The sequence below is a fragment of the Caulobacter sp. 1776 genome, from assembly GCF_040545685.1.
In the GTDB taxonomy this organism is placed as follows: Bacteria; Pseudomonadota; Alphaproteobacteria; order Caulobacterales; family Caulobacteraceae; genus Caulobacter.
On record NZ_JBEPMI010000001.1, the window covers coordinates 19,038 to 33,640 of the forward strand.

8 protein-coding genes and 1 tRNA gene are annotated in these 14,603 nt (G+C 67.7%); 3 read left to right on the plus strand and 6 right to left on the minus strand.

All coding sequences use genetic code 11. The features are described from left to right. Positions 1 to 32: 32 nt before the first annotated feature. Both ABIC66_RS00065 and ABIC66_RS00070 read right to left on the minus strand, forming a co-directional pair. Positions 33 to 1,664 (minus strand): glycoside hydrolase family 43 protein, encoded by a 1,632-nt coding sequence (locus ABIC66_RS00065; protein ID WP_354067186.1) that lies wholly within the window; start codon positions 1,662 to 1,664, stop codon positions 33 to 35. Then, the gene (locus ABIC66_RS00070) at positions 1,661 to 2,932 is read right to left on the minus strand and encodes an MFS transporter (protein ID WP_354067187.1); all 1,272 of its coding nucleotides are present in this window, start codon (positions 2,930 to 2,932) and stop codon (positions 1,661 to 1,663) included. The genes ABIC66_RS00065 and ABIC66_RS00070 overlap by 4 nt, the downstream gene beginning before the upstream one ends. A 329-nt stretch (positions 2,933 to 3,261) precedes the next feature. Here ABIC66_RS00070 and ABIC66_RS00075 point away from each other — a divergent pair, with 329 nt between their 5' ends. Continuing rightward, a complete protein-coding gene (locus ABIC66_RS00075) occupies positions 3,262 to 6,177 on the plus strand; it encodes a TonB-dependent receptor domain-containing protein (RefSeq protein ID WP_354067188.1) in 2,916 nt (971 codons plus the stop codon). A gap of 179 nt (positions 6,178 to 6,356) precedes the next feature. Here ABIC66_RS00075 and ABIC66_RS00080 read toward each other — a convergent pair whose 3' ends face one another. Both ABIC66_RS00080 and ABIC66_RS00085 read right to left on the minus strand, forming a co-directional pair. Then, positions 6,357 to 8,255 (minus strand): NPCBM/NEW2 domain-containing protein, encoded by a 1,899-nt coding sequence (locus tag ABIC66_RS00080; RefSeq protein WP_354067189.1) that lies wholly within the window; start codon positions 8,253 to 8,255, stop codon positions 6,357 to 6,359. An 86-nt stretch (positions 8,256 to 8,341) separates the two neighbouring features. Next, positions 8,342 to 9,337, minus strand: coding sequence for a glycoside hydrolase family 43 protein (locus ABIC66_RS00085; protein WP_354067190.1), 996 nt, complete (start codon positions 9,335 to 9,337; stop codon positions 8,342 to 8,344). Positions 9,338 to 9,574: 237 nt separating this feature from the next. On the opposite strand from ABIC66_RS00085, the gene ABIC66_RS00090 reads away from it, so the two are divergent. Beyond that, positions 9,575 to 10,963: a glycoside hydrolase family 43 protein gene (locus tag ABIC66_RS00090; protein WP_354067191.1), complete on the plus strand. Its 1,389-nt coding sequence runs from the start codon at positions 9,575 to 9,577 to the stop codon at positions 10,961 to 10,963. A 28-nt stretch (positions 10,964 to 10,991) separates the two neighbouring features. Next, complete coding sequence (locus tag ABIC66_RS00095) at positions 10,992 to 13,895, plus strand: TIM-barrel domain-containing protein (RefSeq protein WP_354067193.1); 2,904 nt, start codon at positions 10,992 to 10,994, stop codon at positions 13,893 to 13,895. A 138-nt stretch (positions 13,896 to 14,033) separates the two neighbouring features. Here the strand turns inward: ABIC66_RS00095 and ABIC66_RS00100 are convergent. Both ABIC66_RS00100 and cpdR read right to left on the minus strand, forming a co-directional pair. Further along, positions 14,034 to 14,108 (minus strand) — tRNA-Val (locus ABIC66_RS00100). 100 nt (positions 14,109 to 14,208) lie between these two features. Continuing rightward, the gene (cpdR, locus tag ABIC66_RS00105) at positions 14,209 to 14,565 is read right to left on the minus strand and encodes a cell cycle two-component system response regulator CpdR (RefSeq protein WP_004616083.1); all 357 of its coding nucleotides are present in this window, start codon (positions 14,563 to 14,565) and stop codon (positions 14,209 to 14,211) included. Between the last annotated feature and the right edge of the window lie 38 nt (positions 14,566 to 14,603).

The window sequence follows — 14,603 nt, forward strand, 5'->3', positions numbered from 1 at the left end:
AAAGAGCGGCAAACATTGAATATCGATCCGCCCTACCCCTCGTCGCCAATCTCCTCACGGCCCTCGTAGCGCCAGAAGGCGAAGTCGGCGGGCGTGGCGCGGCCCGACATGTCCTGGCACGCCATGCCGACGAAAGCGCCGGTGAAGTTGGGCAGCCCCGGCAGCGAGGCCTCGTCCGAGAGGATGCTGGCGTCGAACGTGCTGTTCAGCGACCTCCAGCCGCCCTCGCCCGCGCCGCGCCAGGCGAACCGGAGCTGGTCGAAATCGACATCCGCCCGCAGGTCGATCGGCCCTTCGGGAAGCGACCCGACCACAACCTCGAGCGTGCAGCCGCCGGTGTCGGGACAGGCCGTCATGATCTGCAGCCGCCGCTCGCCGTCCTCGCGCGTGACGTGGAGATAGTGGAACTTGGTGCTGTTGTAGTAGCAGATCAGTCCCGCCGCCTGCTGGAAGTCGGCCGGTTCGAACTCGAGCCGCGTCGTGGCCGTGTAGCGGAAATGCGCCTGGCGCTGGGCGACGAGGGCCTGGCGGAACGGGCTGCCGACGGTCTCGCGACCGTAGAGGCGCAGGTGTCCCGGCCGGGCGGTCAGGCTGAATAGCTCGTCGGGATAGGGCGTGCGCAGCCATTGCAGCGGCGCGGGCAGCGCGCCGTCGCGGAACTCGCCGTCCCAGGCCTCGTCCGGCCACGGGGCGGGCGGGAGGCTCGGGGCGGGCGGCCGCGGGTCCGGGGTCGCGTCCGCCGTCAGGGTTCTGAGCCAGCCGTCCTCGCCCCAGCGCATGGGCTGCAAGGCCGTTTCGCGGCCCAGCACGCAGCGCTGGCGGTCCGGCAGCGGACGGCCGCAAAGATAGGCCATCCAGGTCGAGCCGTCGGCCAGATCGACCAGGTCGCCATGGCCCGCGCGCGCCAGCGGACCGTCGCGACGCCCGCCGGCGGACAGGACCACCTCGTCCGGATGGAGTTCGTAGGGCCCCATCAGCTCGCGCGAGCGGGCCATGACCACCGCGTGCCCCCAGCCGGTCCCGCCCTCGGCGACCAGCAGATGGTACCAGCCGTCGCGCTTGTAGAGGTGCGGCCCCTCGGTGAAGCCGCGTTCCGTGCCCTGGAAGATCGTCCGTCGCTCGCCGACCAGCGCGCCCGTGGCCCGGTCCAGCTCCTGGATGACGATGCCGGCGAAGCGCGGCCGGTCGGGCCGGTGGTCCCACAGCATGTTCAGCAGCCAGCTGCGCCCGTCGTCGTCGTGGAACAGGGCCGGGTCGAACCCGCTGCTGTTGAGATAGACGGGATCGGACCAGGCGCCGTCGATGGTCTCGCAGGTCACCAGGTAGTTGTGGAAGTCGCGCAGGGTCACGCCCTTGGCGCCGTCCAGCGTCGACTGGCCGAACCGCTTGACGTCCGTATAAACCAGCCAGAAGCGGCCGTCGGCGTGGCTGAGATCCGGCGCCCAGACGCCGCAGGAATCGGGGTCGCCGCGCATGTCCAGCTGCGTGGGCCGGTTCAGGGGCCGCGCCGCCAGGCGCCAGTGGGTCAGGTCGCGGCTGTGGTGGATCTGGACGCCCGGATACCACTCGAAGGTCGAGGTGGCGATGTAGACGTCGTCGCCCACGCGCACGATCGAGGGGTCGGGATTGAAGCCCCGGAGAACGGGATTGCGGATGAAGGTCATGCGGGTTTGCGAACCAGGGTCCAGAGCAGGGCCGCGCCGACCAGGTCGAGCAGGCCAAGTCCGATGAAGAAGGGGCCATAGCCGATCTGGTCGACCAGCCGGCCCAGCGCCAGGGTGAAGACCAGGACGCCGAGATTGCCGGCGAACCCCGCTATGCCGGCGACGGTGGCGACCTCGTTGCGGGCGAACAGGTCGGAAGCCATGGTGATCACGGTCACCGACAGCGTCTGGTGCGCGAACCCGCCCAGGCAGAGCAAGGCGATGGCGACGTAGGGATTGGCCGCCAAGCCCACCAGGGTCATGCCGGTCATCAGCGCCGCGCCCAGCGTGAAGGCCCAGCGCCGCGCGTCGATCAGGTCCACGCCGCGGCGCTGCAGGAAGCTGACGAACGACGGCCCGAACAGGCAGCCCAGGTCGGCCGCCAGAAACGGCAGCCAGGCGAACATGGCGATATGGGCCAGGTCGAAGCCGCGCTCGCGCGCCAGATACAGCGGCATCCAGAACGACAGCATGCCCCAGACGGGGTCGGCCAGCATGCGCGGCAGGGCGATGCCCCATACCGCGCGGCGCTTGACCAGGCCGAGGAACGCCGGACGCGCGCCGCGCGCGGCCAGGCGCTGCTCCTGCCCGCCTTCGATATGGGCGCGCTCGCCGGCGCTCAGGCGCCGATGGCGGTCGGGCGAGCGGTACCAGGCCAGCCAGGCCAGGGTCCAGACCAGCCCCATGACGCCGGCGACCACGAAGGCCAGACGCCAGCTATGGGCGGCCACGGCCCAGGCCACCAGCAGCGGCGCGAAGACCGCGCCGAACGAGGCGCCGATATTGTAGATCCCGCTGGCCAGGCCGCGCTCGCGGGCCGGGAACCATTCGGCCGTCAGCTTCTGACCGGCGGGCTGGGCCGAGCCCTCCACCAGCCCCAGGGTGAAGCGCAGCCCGGCGAACGGGGCCCAGCCCTGGGCGGCGACGTGGGCGATGGTGATCAGCGACCACAGCGCCACGCAGACCGTGAAGCCCAGCCGCAGTCCGACGCCGTCGAGGAAGTAGCCGACCAGCGGCTGGAACATCACCCCGAGCTGAAACGCGCTGGTGATCCACGAGTATTGCTCGCTGGAGATCGACTGCTCGCTCAGGATCATCGGCGCGGACACCCCGAGCACCGAGCGCGCCAGGTAGTTCAGCACCATGGCCAGCACGAACAGCCCGATGATGGTCCAGCGCACGTACGGGAACCGAGGTCCGGCCGTATCGTCAGGTTTAAGGCCGTCCATCTCCCCCCGCGTGGATAACGTTATCATTGGCGGCGTGGGTCTGCATCGTCCGCCCCAGCCCTGTTTTTGGCCGGAATGGCGCGCGCTGGCCACGCTTCACGCCCTGGGTAGCGAAGGTGGGCGATCGTTTCAACGTTATTATGTCGGAGTATTGACTTGTCGTAACAGTGGTCATACGAAAATTACGATAACGCTACCATCGAGCGGTGACCGCCGGGGGCAAGCGTCAAATCGCGCCGATCAACGGCGCATAGGGAGGGATGGAAATGTTCACTTATGGCGCCGAGTCTCCGAAGCCGCGCACCGCGCGGGGCGGCTTGCACAGACAAATGAAACGCGACGCGCTCGGCTCGGCCGGCGTCGCCGCCTTGCTGGCGACCCTGATCGCCGGCCCGGCCCTGGCCCAGACCGCCGCGCCGGCCGCCGCCACGCCCGACACGGCCACGGTCAGCGAGATCGTCGTCACCGGCACGCGGATCCAGACCACGGGCTTCACCGCCCCCACGCCGACCTCGGTGATCGGCGAGGCCCAGATCCAGAACAACGCTCAGCCGAACGTGTTCGCGACCATCGTTCAGCTGCCGTCGCTGCAGGGCTCGAGCGGCTCGGCGACCAACACCTTCAGCACGTCCAGCGGCCAGCAGGGCCTGAGCTCCTTCTCGCTGCGCGGCCTGGGCACGATCCGCACCCTGACGCTGCTGGACGGCCAGCGCGTGGTCGGCGCCTACTATACCGGCGTCACCGACGTCAGCCTGTTCCCGCAGCTGCTGATCCAACGCGTCGACGTCGTGAACGGCGGCGCGTCGGCCTCGTACGGCTCGGACGCCGTGGGCGGCGTGGTCAACTTCATCACCGACACCCGCTTCGAGGGCCTGAAGGGCAATGTCCAGGCGGGCGTCTCGACCTACGGCGACAACGAGCAGGGCCTGGTGCAGCTGGCCGGCGGCCGCAGCTTCGCCAACGACCGCGTCCACCTGGTCGGCAGCGTGGAGTGGGCCAAGGAAAACGGCGTCGGTCCGGGCGACTTCGGCCTGGACCTGGCGGGTGATCGCGACTGGTTCACCCAGACGACGATGATCAACCGCAACGTCACCAACGACGGCTCGCCGCAGTACCTGATGCGCGACAACGTCCAGAACTACGCCTACACCAAGTACGGCCTGATAACGGCCGGTCCGCTGCAGGGCATCGCCTTCGACCAGAGCGGCCAGCCGTTCCAGTTCCAGTACGGCTCGGGCGGCGTGCCGTCCAAGGCCGCCAACGGCGCCGTTATCGGCTGCTTCCCGGGCGCCTGCATCGGCGGCGACCTGTCCGGCAATGTCGACAGCGGCCGCACGCTGCAGTCGGCGATCGAGCGCAAGGTGGGCTACGGCCGCGTCGGCTACAATTTCACCGACAACAACGAGGCCTACGTCTCGTTCAACCTGGGCCAGGTCAAGACCCACAACCAGCCGGTCAACGGCATGAACAAGACGGGCCTGACGCTGCAATGCGCCAACCCGTATGTGCCGGCCTCGGTGCAAGCGGCCTGCGCGACGGCGGGGATCACCAGCTTCCAATACGGCGTCAGCAACGCGGTCCTGCCCAACACCGTGGTCCACACCGATCGCCGTCAATACCGTGTCGTCGCCGGCCTGAAGGGCAAGTTCGACCTGTTCAGCAAGGACTGGAGCTACGACGCCTACTACGAGCACGGCGTCAACAAGACCGCCGTCGACGTCGACCACATCCTGCTGACGCCGCGGTTCAACCAGGCCATCCAGGCCATCACGCTGAACGGCGCCATCGTCTGCGCCGATCCGGTGGCCCGCGCCAGCGGCTGCCAGCCGCTCAACATCTTCGGCGGCAAGCCGCCCTCGGCCGCGACCCTGGAATATGTCCAGCCCGCCGAGGGTCCGTTCCAGCGCCTGCGCATGACCCAGGACGTGGCCAGCCTGAACTTCTCGGGCGCGCCGATCGACCTGTGGGCGGGCCCGCTGTCGGTGGCGTTCGGCGCCGAGTATCGCCGCGAGTTCTACACCGTTCGCGCGGACCCGTACGGCGCCGGCGTCGCCGATCGCAGCCCCTACGGCGGCGCCTATCCGGCCGATCCGCTGCTGAACACGCTCGGCAACAACTGGCACGCGGGCAACTACAAGAACGGCAACGGCGTCTACAACGTCAAGGAAACCTTCCTGGAAATCGACCTGCCGCTGTTCAACAACGACACCGTCGGTCGCGCCAACTTCAACGCCGCCGCGCGGGTCACCGACTACAGCACCTCCGGCACGATCTGGACCTGGAAGGCGGGCGGCACCTGGGACACGCCGATCGATGGCCTGCGCGTGCGGGGCGTCACCTCGCGCGACGTCCGCGCGCCCAACCTGTCGGAACTGTTCGCCGCGCCGGTCACCACGACCTTGCCGAACTTCTTCGACCCGGTGAACAACCGCAACGTCGTCGCGATCCAGAACGCGGTCGGCAATCCGAACCTGACGCCGGAAATCGCCCGCAACTCGCAGATCGGCGTGGTCCTGGCCAACCCGTCCTGGCTGCCGGGCTTCAGCGCCTCGTTCGACTACTACAAGATCAAGGTCGACGACGTGGTCTCCAGCCTGGGCGCGGCCCAGATCGTCGACTACTGCTATCGCAACATCCTGCCGCAGACCTGCGGGACCTATAACCTCAACAACACCAACGGCCCGAACTACATCAACGTCCAGTCCTTCAACCTGGCGTCGATCAAGACCAGCGGCTTCGACATCGAGGCCAGCTATCGCTGGCGGCAGCCGCTGGGCCTGTCGGGCAACTTCACCCTGCGCGCCCTGGCCACCCATATCCGCGACTTCTGGACCGACACGGGCCTGCCCGGCACGGTGCCGGTCGACTCGGCCGGCGTGAACCAGGGCAATACGCCCAACTGGAAGTGGCTGGCGATCCAGAGCTACGAGACCGACCGCTTCACCCTGACGCTGCAGGAGCGCTGGTTCACCGACGGCAACTACGGCAACCAGTATGTCGTCTGCGCCCCGGGGACCTGCCCGGTCTCGACGCCCAACGCCCCGACGATCGACAAGAACTTCATGCCGGGCGCGTTTTACATGGACGTCGGCGGGACCTATAACATCCGCAAGGACGTGACGGCCTATTTCAAGGTCGACAACCTGTTCGACCGCGACCCGGCCAAGTCGCCGAACTACGCCAACCCGGCCCTCTACGACATCGTCGGCCGGATGTACCGCGCGGGGGTGCGCTTCCGCTTCTAACCCCGTCCAGTCTCTAGAGACATGGTCGCCGCCGAGGTTGCCTGAAAGGCGATGTCGGCGGCGATTTCATTTTGAGGGAAGCTTAGGGCCAATCGATATCAGCCCCCAATACCGCTCATCCCCGCAAAAGCGGGGATGAGCGGATGTAAAGGACGGCCAATGTTGAATGTCGATCCGTCCTAGCGCTCCAGCAGCGCCGCCTCGCCCCAGGTCACCGGCAGGCGCTGGTTGTCGCCGCGCGGGCTGCGCGCCACCAGTTCGATCAGCTTGACGCCGGCGACCGGGACCGAGAGCGCCTGGGGCGCGGCGCCCCACTTGGCCGGCTTGCTGGTCGCCAGAAGCTTGCCGTCGCCATAAACCAGGAACGTCACGTCGCTGGTCTTGTCGCTGGCGCTGTCGTCGACGCCGACCTGGGCGGTCAGGCGCGCCGCGCCACGGTTGCGCACTTCCAGCCGCGAATTGGCCAGGATGCCGATGCCGGCCGTGTACCGCTTGCCCGCGACCTGAAGCAGTTGGCCGTAGGGCGCGCTGTCGGCCCGCGCGCCGCCCCAGCCGGCATAGGATGGCCGGTCGCCCGCGCCGCCGGTGCCGCCCCAGCCCGCCGCGGTCCGGAAGATCGACGGATCGGGCGTGGGATGCACGACGCCGTCGACCGCCGGGTTCACGCTTCCGGGTTGCTCGGAGAGATAATAGCCGCCTTGCAGGGCGCGCGTGCCGTGGGCCCGGAAGACCAGCGTCTCGCGCGGCTTGACGCGCAGCTTGGTCCGCTTGGTGAAGGTGGTCGCCGCCTTGGTCCACAGGTCGACGAGCTCGATGGGCGTGTCGTCGCGGAACTTCAGATGCGTCGCGTTCAGGTCGACGTCGTAGTCGCCCGAGCCGCGATTGAAGATCGCCACGGCCTTGTCGCCCGACGCCAGGGTCTTGACCAGGATCTGCAGGTCGCTGGAGTCGTGGGCCAGGGTCGCCTGGTTGCCGGCCGGATCCTGGTCCAGCGCGATGATGTCGGCGTTGCCGAACACGTCGAGCAGCGCCTTGGGCGTCTTGCGCAGGTCGGTCCCGATCATCAGCGGCGCGTTCAGCATCGCCCACAGCGCGAAGTGCGAGCGCGCCTCGGTCAGGTGGTCGGCGTCGAAGTCGCCCGCGCCGATGTGCAGCATGTCCGGGTCGTTCCAGGAGCCCGGATGGGCGTACAGCGACCGGGTGACGGTGGTGTCGTAATTGACCAGCAGCCGACCCCAGGCCGGCGAGATGTCGTCGCTGGTGCGCGAGATGCCGCCGTAGTCCTTGCCCCAGGCCCTGACATTGGCCGCGCCCCAGACACAGAGCGACAGCAGATAGTCGCCGTCGGGATTTTCCCGGGCCAGCGCGCCGTTGATCTGCCGGAACATGTCCTGGATCGCCGCGATGTCGGTGCGCGTCACCTCGCTCGAATCCAGCAGCGGCCCCAGCGCCCGGAACTTGCCGGAACGCACCCGCTCGCTCTTCGGCCCGTAGTCGCGCAGGCCGCAGCTGTCGACCTTGATGAAGTCGAAGCCCCAGTCCTTGAAATAGAGCGCGATGTCCTGGTCGATGCGCCCGTACAGCCCCACCTCGCGCTCCAGGACCGTGCCCTTGGGCAGGTCGTCGTCGGTCGGCGAATAGGCCTCCGAACAGGTGTTGCGGCCCAGGTCCGAATAGATGCCGGCCTTCAGCCCCATCGCGTGCAGCTTGTCGGTGAACGGCTTGAAGCTGGGGGCGTCGCCGCCGGTGCGCGAGGACGGGAACTTGTCCGCGCGGAGGATCATGCGGCCGTCGGGCATGCGGCGCTTCAAGGCCCAGCCGTCGTCGATATTGATGTAGCGATAGCCCTTGGCCGCCAGTCCGCTGTCGACGATCTGCCGGGCCGATCCGAGGATCTTGTCCTCGTCGATGTCGGTGGCGAAGGCGTTCCAGGTGCTCCACCCCATCGGCGGCGTCGCCGCCCGGCCGGCGGTATAGGCCGTCCAGCGCCCGGTCGGCGCCAGAGGGTCGCCCTGGGCGGCGGCGACGGACGCTCCCAGGAGCGTGGCGATCAGCCCCGCGGTCAGCAGCTTCCTCATGGTTTCCCCGTGCGTTCGTTGGCGCCGATCGGCGCTGATGGTTTCTGTTCTTGGCGGCGGCGCGAAGCGCTCGCGCCGTGTCGCGATCAGTTGGCCGGCGCCGACACGCCCGCCTTGGTCTGCACGACCGGCTGCATCGTGCCGTCCGGATTGTAGCGGAGGCGCTCGACCGTCACGGCCCGGCGCCCGATCGCGCCGCTCTGATCGCCGATCGCCAGGTCCGCGTTGTGCAGGAAGATGTACCAGTCGCCCTTGAACGCGACGATGCCGGGATGGATCGTGAAGCTGTACTTGCCCGAGCCGGTCAGCAGCCCGCGATAGGTCCACGGTCCCTGGATTGAGGGCGCGGTCGCATACGACACGTGCTCGTCGCGCTGGGTCGAACGGTCCAGCGAGGCATAGGTCAGGTAGTAGAGCCCGCCGCGCTTGTGCAGCCAGGGGCCTTCCTCGAAGTGCGGCGGCGTGATCTCCGTGATCGGACCATCGATCTCGATCATGTTGGGCTTCAGCTTGGCGATATAGGCTTGGCGGTTGCCCCAGGCGATCCAGGTGGTTCCGTCGTCGTCGGTGAACACCGTGGGATCGATGTCCTCCCAGCTATGGGTTCCCTTGGGGGTCATCTCGTTGGTGATCAGGGCCGAGCCGCGCGCGTCGACGAACGGACCGGTGGGCTTGTCCGACACCGCCACGCCGATCGCCTTGCCCGGATGGGTGCTGTCGTGCTCGACCGCGGCGTAGAAGTAGAACTTGCCGTTCTTTTGGATGGCCTGCGACGCCCAGGCGTCCTTCTTGGCCCATTTGAAGTCGGTGACCTTCATGATCGGCGGATGGGCCGTCCAGGTCTTCATGTCGGTCGTCGAGTAGACCAGCCACTCGCGCATGTTGAACATCTCGTCGCGCTGGGCCTCGTCGTGGCCGACATAGAGGAACAGCTTATCGCCGACCACGAGGGGGGCCGGATCGGCCGTGAACTTGTCGCGGATGATCGGATTGGAGCCGGGGGCGGGCGCCTCGTTCGCCGCGGCCGCGCCGCCCATGGTCATCGCCGCCGCCAACGCCAGCGCCACCCATCTCCGCCCCATCTGTCGCTCCGTCCCTAACGCTTGAATTTACTCCGACAAATAAACCCGCCAGCGCGGGCCTGACAACCCTTGCCCGGCGTATTCATCGACCACGATCTCGTTGGACATCGTCGCCGCGAACGCGCTTTGCATTCGGCGCGGGTCGCGCTACCACTACTCAGACAAAAGAACGAAGCATGTCGCGCGGGGAGAAACGAGCATCAAGGCCCGTCCCGACGCCCGTCCGGATCGCCATCGATGTTCCTGAGACCCTTCCTGACCGCTTTCGCCGCGCTGGCGCTCGGCCTGTCCGCCGCCACAGCGCGGGCCGAAAATCCGATCATCCAGACCCGCTTCACCGCCGATCCGGCGCCGCTGGTCCATGACGGCGTCGTCTATCTCTACACCAGCCATGACGAGGACGACGCCACGGGCTTCAAGATGCTGGACTGGCGGCTCTACAGCTCGACCGACATGGTCAACTGGACCGACCGGGGCGTCGTGGCCTCGCTGAAGACCTTTCCCTGGGCGGTGCAGACCAACGACGCCTGGGCCCCGCAGGTCGTGGCCCGCGACGGCAAGTTCTATCTCTACGTCCCGATCAGCGTCGAAGGCTCGCCCAAGAACGTCATCGCCGTGGCGGTGGCCGACAATCCCGCCGGACCGTTCAAGGACGCGCTGGGCAAGCCGCTGATCGGAGCCGGGCGGGACAATATCGACCCCACGGTCTGGATCGACGACGACGGCCAGGCCTATCTCTACTGGGGCAATCCGAACCTTTGGTACGTCAAGCTGAACAAGGACATGGTGTCCTATTCCGGCGCCCCGACCAAGATCGAGCCGGGCATCCGCGACTATCAGGAAGGGCCTTGGTTCTATAAGCGCGCGGGCCGCTACTACATGGCGTTCGCCTCGACCTGCTGCCCAGAGGGCATCGGCTACGCGATGAGCGACAAGCCGACGGGCCCTTGGACCTACAAGGGTCCGATCATGGACCACGATCCCCGCGCGACCGGCAATCATCCCGGAATTATCGACTACAAGGGCGGTTCCTACGTCTTCGGCTTCAGCTACGAGCACAATTTCGCGCTGACACCGATCCATCACGAGCGCCGATCGGTGTCGGTGGCCAAGTTCGACTACAACGCCGACGGGACCCTTCCGAACCTTGGCTGGTGGGACAAGGCCAGCGCGCCTCAGATCGGGACGCTGGACCCCTACAGGCGGGTGGAGGCCGAGACGATCGCCTGGACCTCCCGCCTCAAGCGCGAGCGCGACCGGCCCTACGCCTGGGCGCTGGGCGTGACGACGGCGCAGGACGACCGGACGGGCGTCTACGTCACCCGGATCCAGGACCGCGGCTACATCAAGGTCGCCGGCGTCGACTTCGGCCAGGCCGGCGCCAGGACCTTCGTCGCCAGCGTGGCCAACGGCCGGCCGGGCGGCGCCATCGAACTACGACTCGACAGGGTCGACGGCCCGGTGATCGGCGCGCTGCCGGTCGGCGAGACCGGCGCGGCGGGGCAATGGCGCGAGCGGACGACCGCCGTCTCGGCGGCGACGGGCGTGCATGACCTGTTCCTGGTGTTCAAGGGCTCGGGCGACGCCGCGATGTTCGATTTCGACTACTGGCGCTTCGAACACTAACGACAACGACTTGCAGGACGGGTGCGGCATGAAGACAGGCTGGATGGTCACGGCGGCGGCGATCGCCCTCTTCGCTGGCGCCCCCGCGTTCGCCGGGCAGGCCTCGCCGCCCACGGGCCTGGACCCGCTGGGCCAGCTGTCCGCCCTGGCGCCGGCGCCCGACGCCGCGTTCCATGTCCAGCGGCTGCAGAGCGGCGTGCAGTTCCAGCTGAACGGCGTGACCAAGTCGGTGCTGTTCTATTCCCCCACGGTGGTGCGGGTGAACGCCAATCTCGGCGAGTCCTATTGGACGCAGGCCAGCCTGGTCGTGATCCGCCAGCCGCAGGCCGTCCCCTTCACGCTGCGGGAAACCCCGGACGCGGTCGAGCTGGTCGGCCAGAAGCTGCGCGTCGTCATCGACAAGCATACCGGCGCCCTAGCCTATTATGACGCGACGGGTCGGCTGCTGACGCGCGAGAAGGCCGACGCGCCCCAGTCGATCGACAAGCGCGTCATTTCCGACGCGCCGACCTACGAGGTGGAGAACCGCTTCACGCTCAAGCCCGACGAAGGCCTCTACGGCTTCGGCTTCACCGGCGACGACGAGGTCAACCGCCGGGGCAAGGATCTGCTGCTGGTCCAGACCAATGTCGGCATCATCATTCCGGTGATGGTCTCGACCGAGCGTTACGGCGTGCTCTGGGACACCTATTCGCAGATGCGCTTCAAGGACGACGCGCAGGGCGCGCGGCTCTGGGCCGAAAGCGCGCCGGGCGGCGTCGACTACTACTTCATGGCCGGCGACACCATGGACGGCGTCGTCGGCGCCTATCGCTGGCTGACCGGCGACGCGCCGATGTATCCCAAGCAGGCCTTCGGCCTGTTCATGAGCAAGGAGCGCTACAAGACCCAGGAGCGGTTGCTAGAGGTCGCCAGGACCTTCCGCCAGGACGGCTTCCCGCTCGATTACATCGTCCAGGACTGGCAGTACTGGGGCAGCGACAAGGACGGCTCGTGGTCGGGCATGACCTGGGATCCCGAGCGGTTCCCCGACCCGGTCGGCATGACCCGCGCGATCCACGACCTGCACATGAAGCTGATGGTCTCGATCTGGCCCTCGATCGGCGACGACACCGCGCTGGCCCACGAGCTGGATCAGCACAATCTGCGCTTCAAGCCCGTGCATTGGATCTCCAAGCACGCGCGCGTCTACGACGCCTACAGCCCCTTGGGCCGCGAGATCTATTTCAAGCACATCAAGTCCGGCCTGCTCGACAAGGGCGTGGACGCGCTGTGGATGGACGGCACCGAGGTCGAGGTCAACTCGGCGATGTGGAACGCGGCCGACAACATCCGCGACACCAAGGCGCTGGGCGCCAACGCCATGGGCGACTTCACCCGCTACCTGAACCCCTACTCCCTGCTGACGACCGAGGGGACCTACAAGGGCCAGCGCGCGACCAGCGACAAGCGGGTCTTCACCCTGACGCGCTCGGCCTGGGCCGGCGCCCAGCGCACGGCGGCCGCGTCGTGGTCGGGCGACATCTACGCCAGCTGGAAGACCTTCGCCCAGCAGGTGGCCGGCGGCGTCAACGTCACGATCACCGGCAATCCCTACTGGACCCAGGACACCGGCGGCTTCTTCGTCTCCGACTTCCCGGGCGGCGAGAAGAACCCGGCCTGGCGCGAGCTCTACGCCCGCTGGTTCCAGTACGCGGCCTTCAACCCGATCATGCGCGTCCACGGCACTAGCGTCGAGCGCGAGCCCTATCTGTTCAAGACCCTGGATCCGCCGGTCTACAAGACGATGCTGGACGCCACCAAGCTGCGGTACCGGCTGCTGCCCTACACCTACAGCCTCAGCGCCAAGGTCACGGCCGACCGCTACACCCTGATGCGCGCCCTGCCGATGGACTTCCCCAAGGATCCGGCGACCTACAACATCAACGACAGCTTCATGTTCGGCTCGTCGCTGCTGGTCCATCCCGTGACCCACGCGATGTACAACATCCTCCCGTCCTCGGCGACGACGGTGCCCGGCCAGCACCTGCGGACCGCGGACGGCAAGCCCGGCCTGACCGCCCAGTATTTCGCCGGCGAGAATTTCGAGACGCCGCGCGGTCAGGCCGTCGACACCAGGATCGACCACACCTGGCCCGATCCTCCGTTGGCGGAGCTTCCGCCCGGCCTGACGTCGCTCAGCCACTTCTCCGTGCGCTGGGAGGGCGACCTGGTCGCGCCGGAGGACGGCGAATACGAGATCGGGCTGACGGCCAACGACGGCATGCGCCTGGCGCTGGGCGGCGAGACGGTGATCGACGAGTGGCGCCGCGCGGCGACCCGCACGCGCGTGGTGCGACGCACGCTGAAGGCCGGCGAAAAGCTGCCGGTCCGGCTGGAATTCTCCCATCCGGAAGGCGGCCGGGTGTTCCGCTTCGTCTGGCGCACGCCCGCCGAGCTGAAACGCGACGCCGCCGCGCTGAGCGCGCCGCGCGACCTGACGATGCGCACCTACCTGCCCAAGGGCGCGGACTGGTACGACTTTTGGAACAACCAGCGCCACGCCGGCGGCCAGACCGTCGCGCGCCAGACGCCGCTCGACATCGTGCCGCTGTATGTCCGGGCCGGGGCGATCCTGCCGATGGGCCCGGCCCTGCAGTACGCGACCGAACACCCCGACGCGCCCTACGAGGTCCGCGTCTATCCGGGCGCGGACGGCAAGTTCACGCTCTATGAGGACGACAACGAGACCTACGCCTACGAGAAGGGCCAGTCGACGCGCTACGACCTCATCTGGAACGACGCGCGGCGCACCCTGACGATCGGCGCCCGGCGCGGGACCTTCCCCGGCATGATCAAGCAGCGGACGCTGAAGATCATGGTGATGGGCGGAGCCAAGGCAAGCGATCGGACCGTCCAGTACGACGGACGGGCCCAGAGCGTGCGGTTCTAACCAGCTCGCGGAGATTCGTTTAGAGAAAGGCGATAGGCCGGCTGCTGGGAGCCCAGCGGTCGGCTGGTTGTCCCGCGTCCGCAGGCCAGAATCGACGAGCGCGCCGATGTGGCGGCTAGCTATAAGCTTATGGGGAAATGGTGGACGCGACAGGGATTGAACCTGTGACCCCTACGATGTCAACGTAGTGCTCTCCCGCTGAGCTACGCGTCCGCCGAGGCGGTCCGAAGCGCCTTGGTAAGGCGTCCCGGCCGGGAAGGTGTGGGGGTATAGCGGCGGCTTGGCCGGTGCGCAAGCCGCCTGCAAAATCTTTTTAGGCGGCCATCATTTTTTCCACCTCGGCGACCAGGTCGCGCAGGTGGACGGGCTTGGACAGCACCTTGGCGCCGGCCGGCGCGCGGTCCTGGGCCGAGAGGGCGACGGCGGCGAAACCGGTGATGAACATGATGCGCAGGGACGGATCGCGGGCGGCGGCCTGGCGGGCCACCTCGATGCCGTCCATACCCGGCATGACGATGTCGGTCAGCAGCAGATCCCAGGGATGTTCGAGGTGCTGGACGGCTTCCTCGCCATCCGCGCAGGCCTGAACTTCGAAGCCGGCGCGTTCCAGCGCCCGGGCCAGGAAGCCGCGGAGGGAATCATCGTCTTCGGCGAGGAGGATGCGGGCCATGAGGTCACGTGTCCGGAAGGAAAGTCTTCGATCGAGGA

Bases quoted from the DNA above. Each gene is read 5' to 3' on its own strand.
- ABIC66_RS00065 (WP_354067186.1), bottom strand. From the start codon at position 1,664: ATGACCTTCATCCGCAATCCCGTTCTCCGGGGCTTCAATCCCGACCCC.
- ABIC66_RS00070 (WP_354067187.1), bottom strand. From the start codon at position 2,932: ATGGACGGCCTTAAACCTGACGATACGGCCGGACCTCGGTTCCCGTAC.
- ABIC66_RS00075 (WP_354067188.1), top strand. From the start codon at position 3,262: ATGAAACGCGACGCGCTCGGCTCGGCCGGCGTCGCCGCCTTGCTGGCG.
- ABIC66_RS00080 (WP_354067189.1), bottom strand. From the start codon at position 8,255: ATGAGGAAGCTGCTGACCGCGGGGCTGATCGCCACGCTCCTGGGAGCG.
- ABIC66_RS00085 (WP_354067190.1), bottom strand. From the start codon at position 9,337: ATGGGGCGGAGATGGGTGGCGCTGGCGTTGGCGGCGGCGATGACCATG.
- ABIC66_RS00090 (WP_354067191.1), top strand. From the start codon at position 9,575: ATGTTCCTGAGACCCTTCCTGACCGCTTTCGCCGCGCTGGCGCTCGGC.
- ABIC66_RS00095 (WP_354067193.1), top strand. From the start codon at position 10,992: ATGAAGACAGGCTGGATGGTCACGGCGGCGGCGATCGCCCTCTTCGCT.
- cpdR (WP_004616083.1), bottom strand. From the start codon at position 14,565: ATGGCCCGCATCCTCCTCGCCGAAGACGATGATTCCCTCCGCGGCTTC.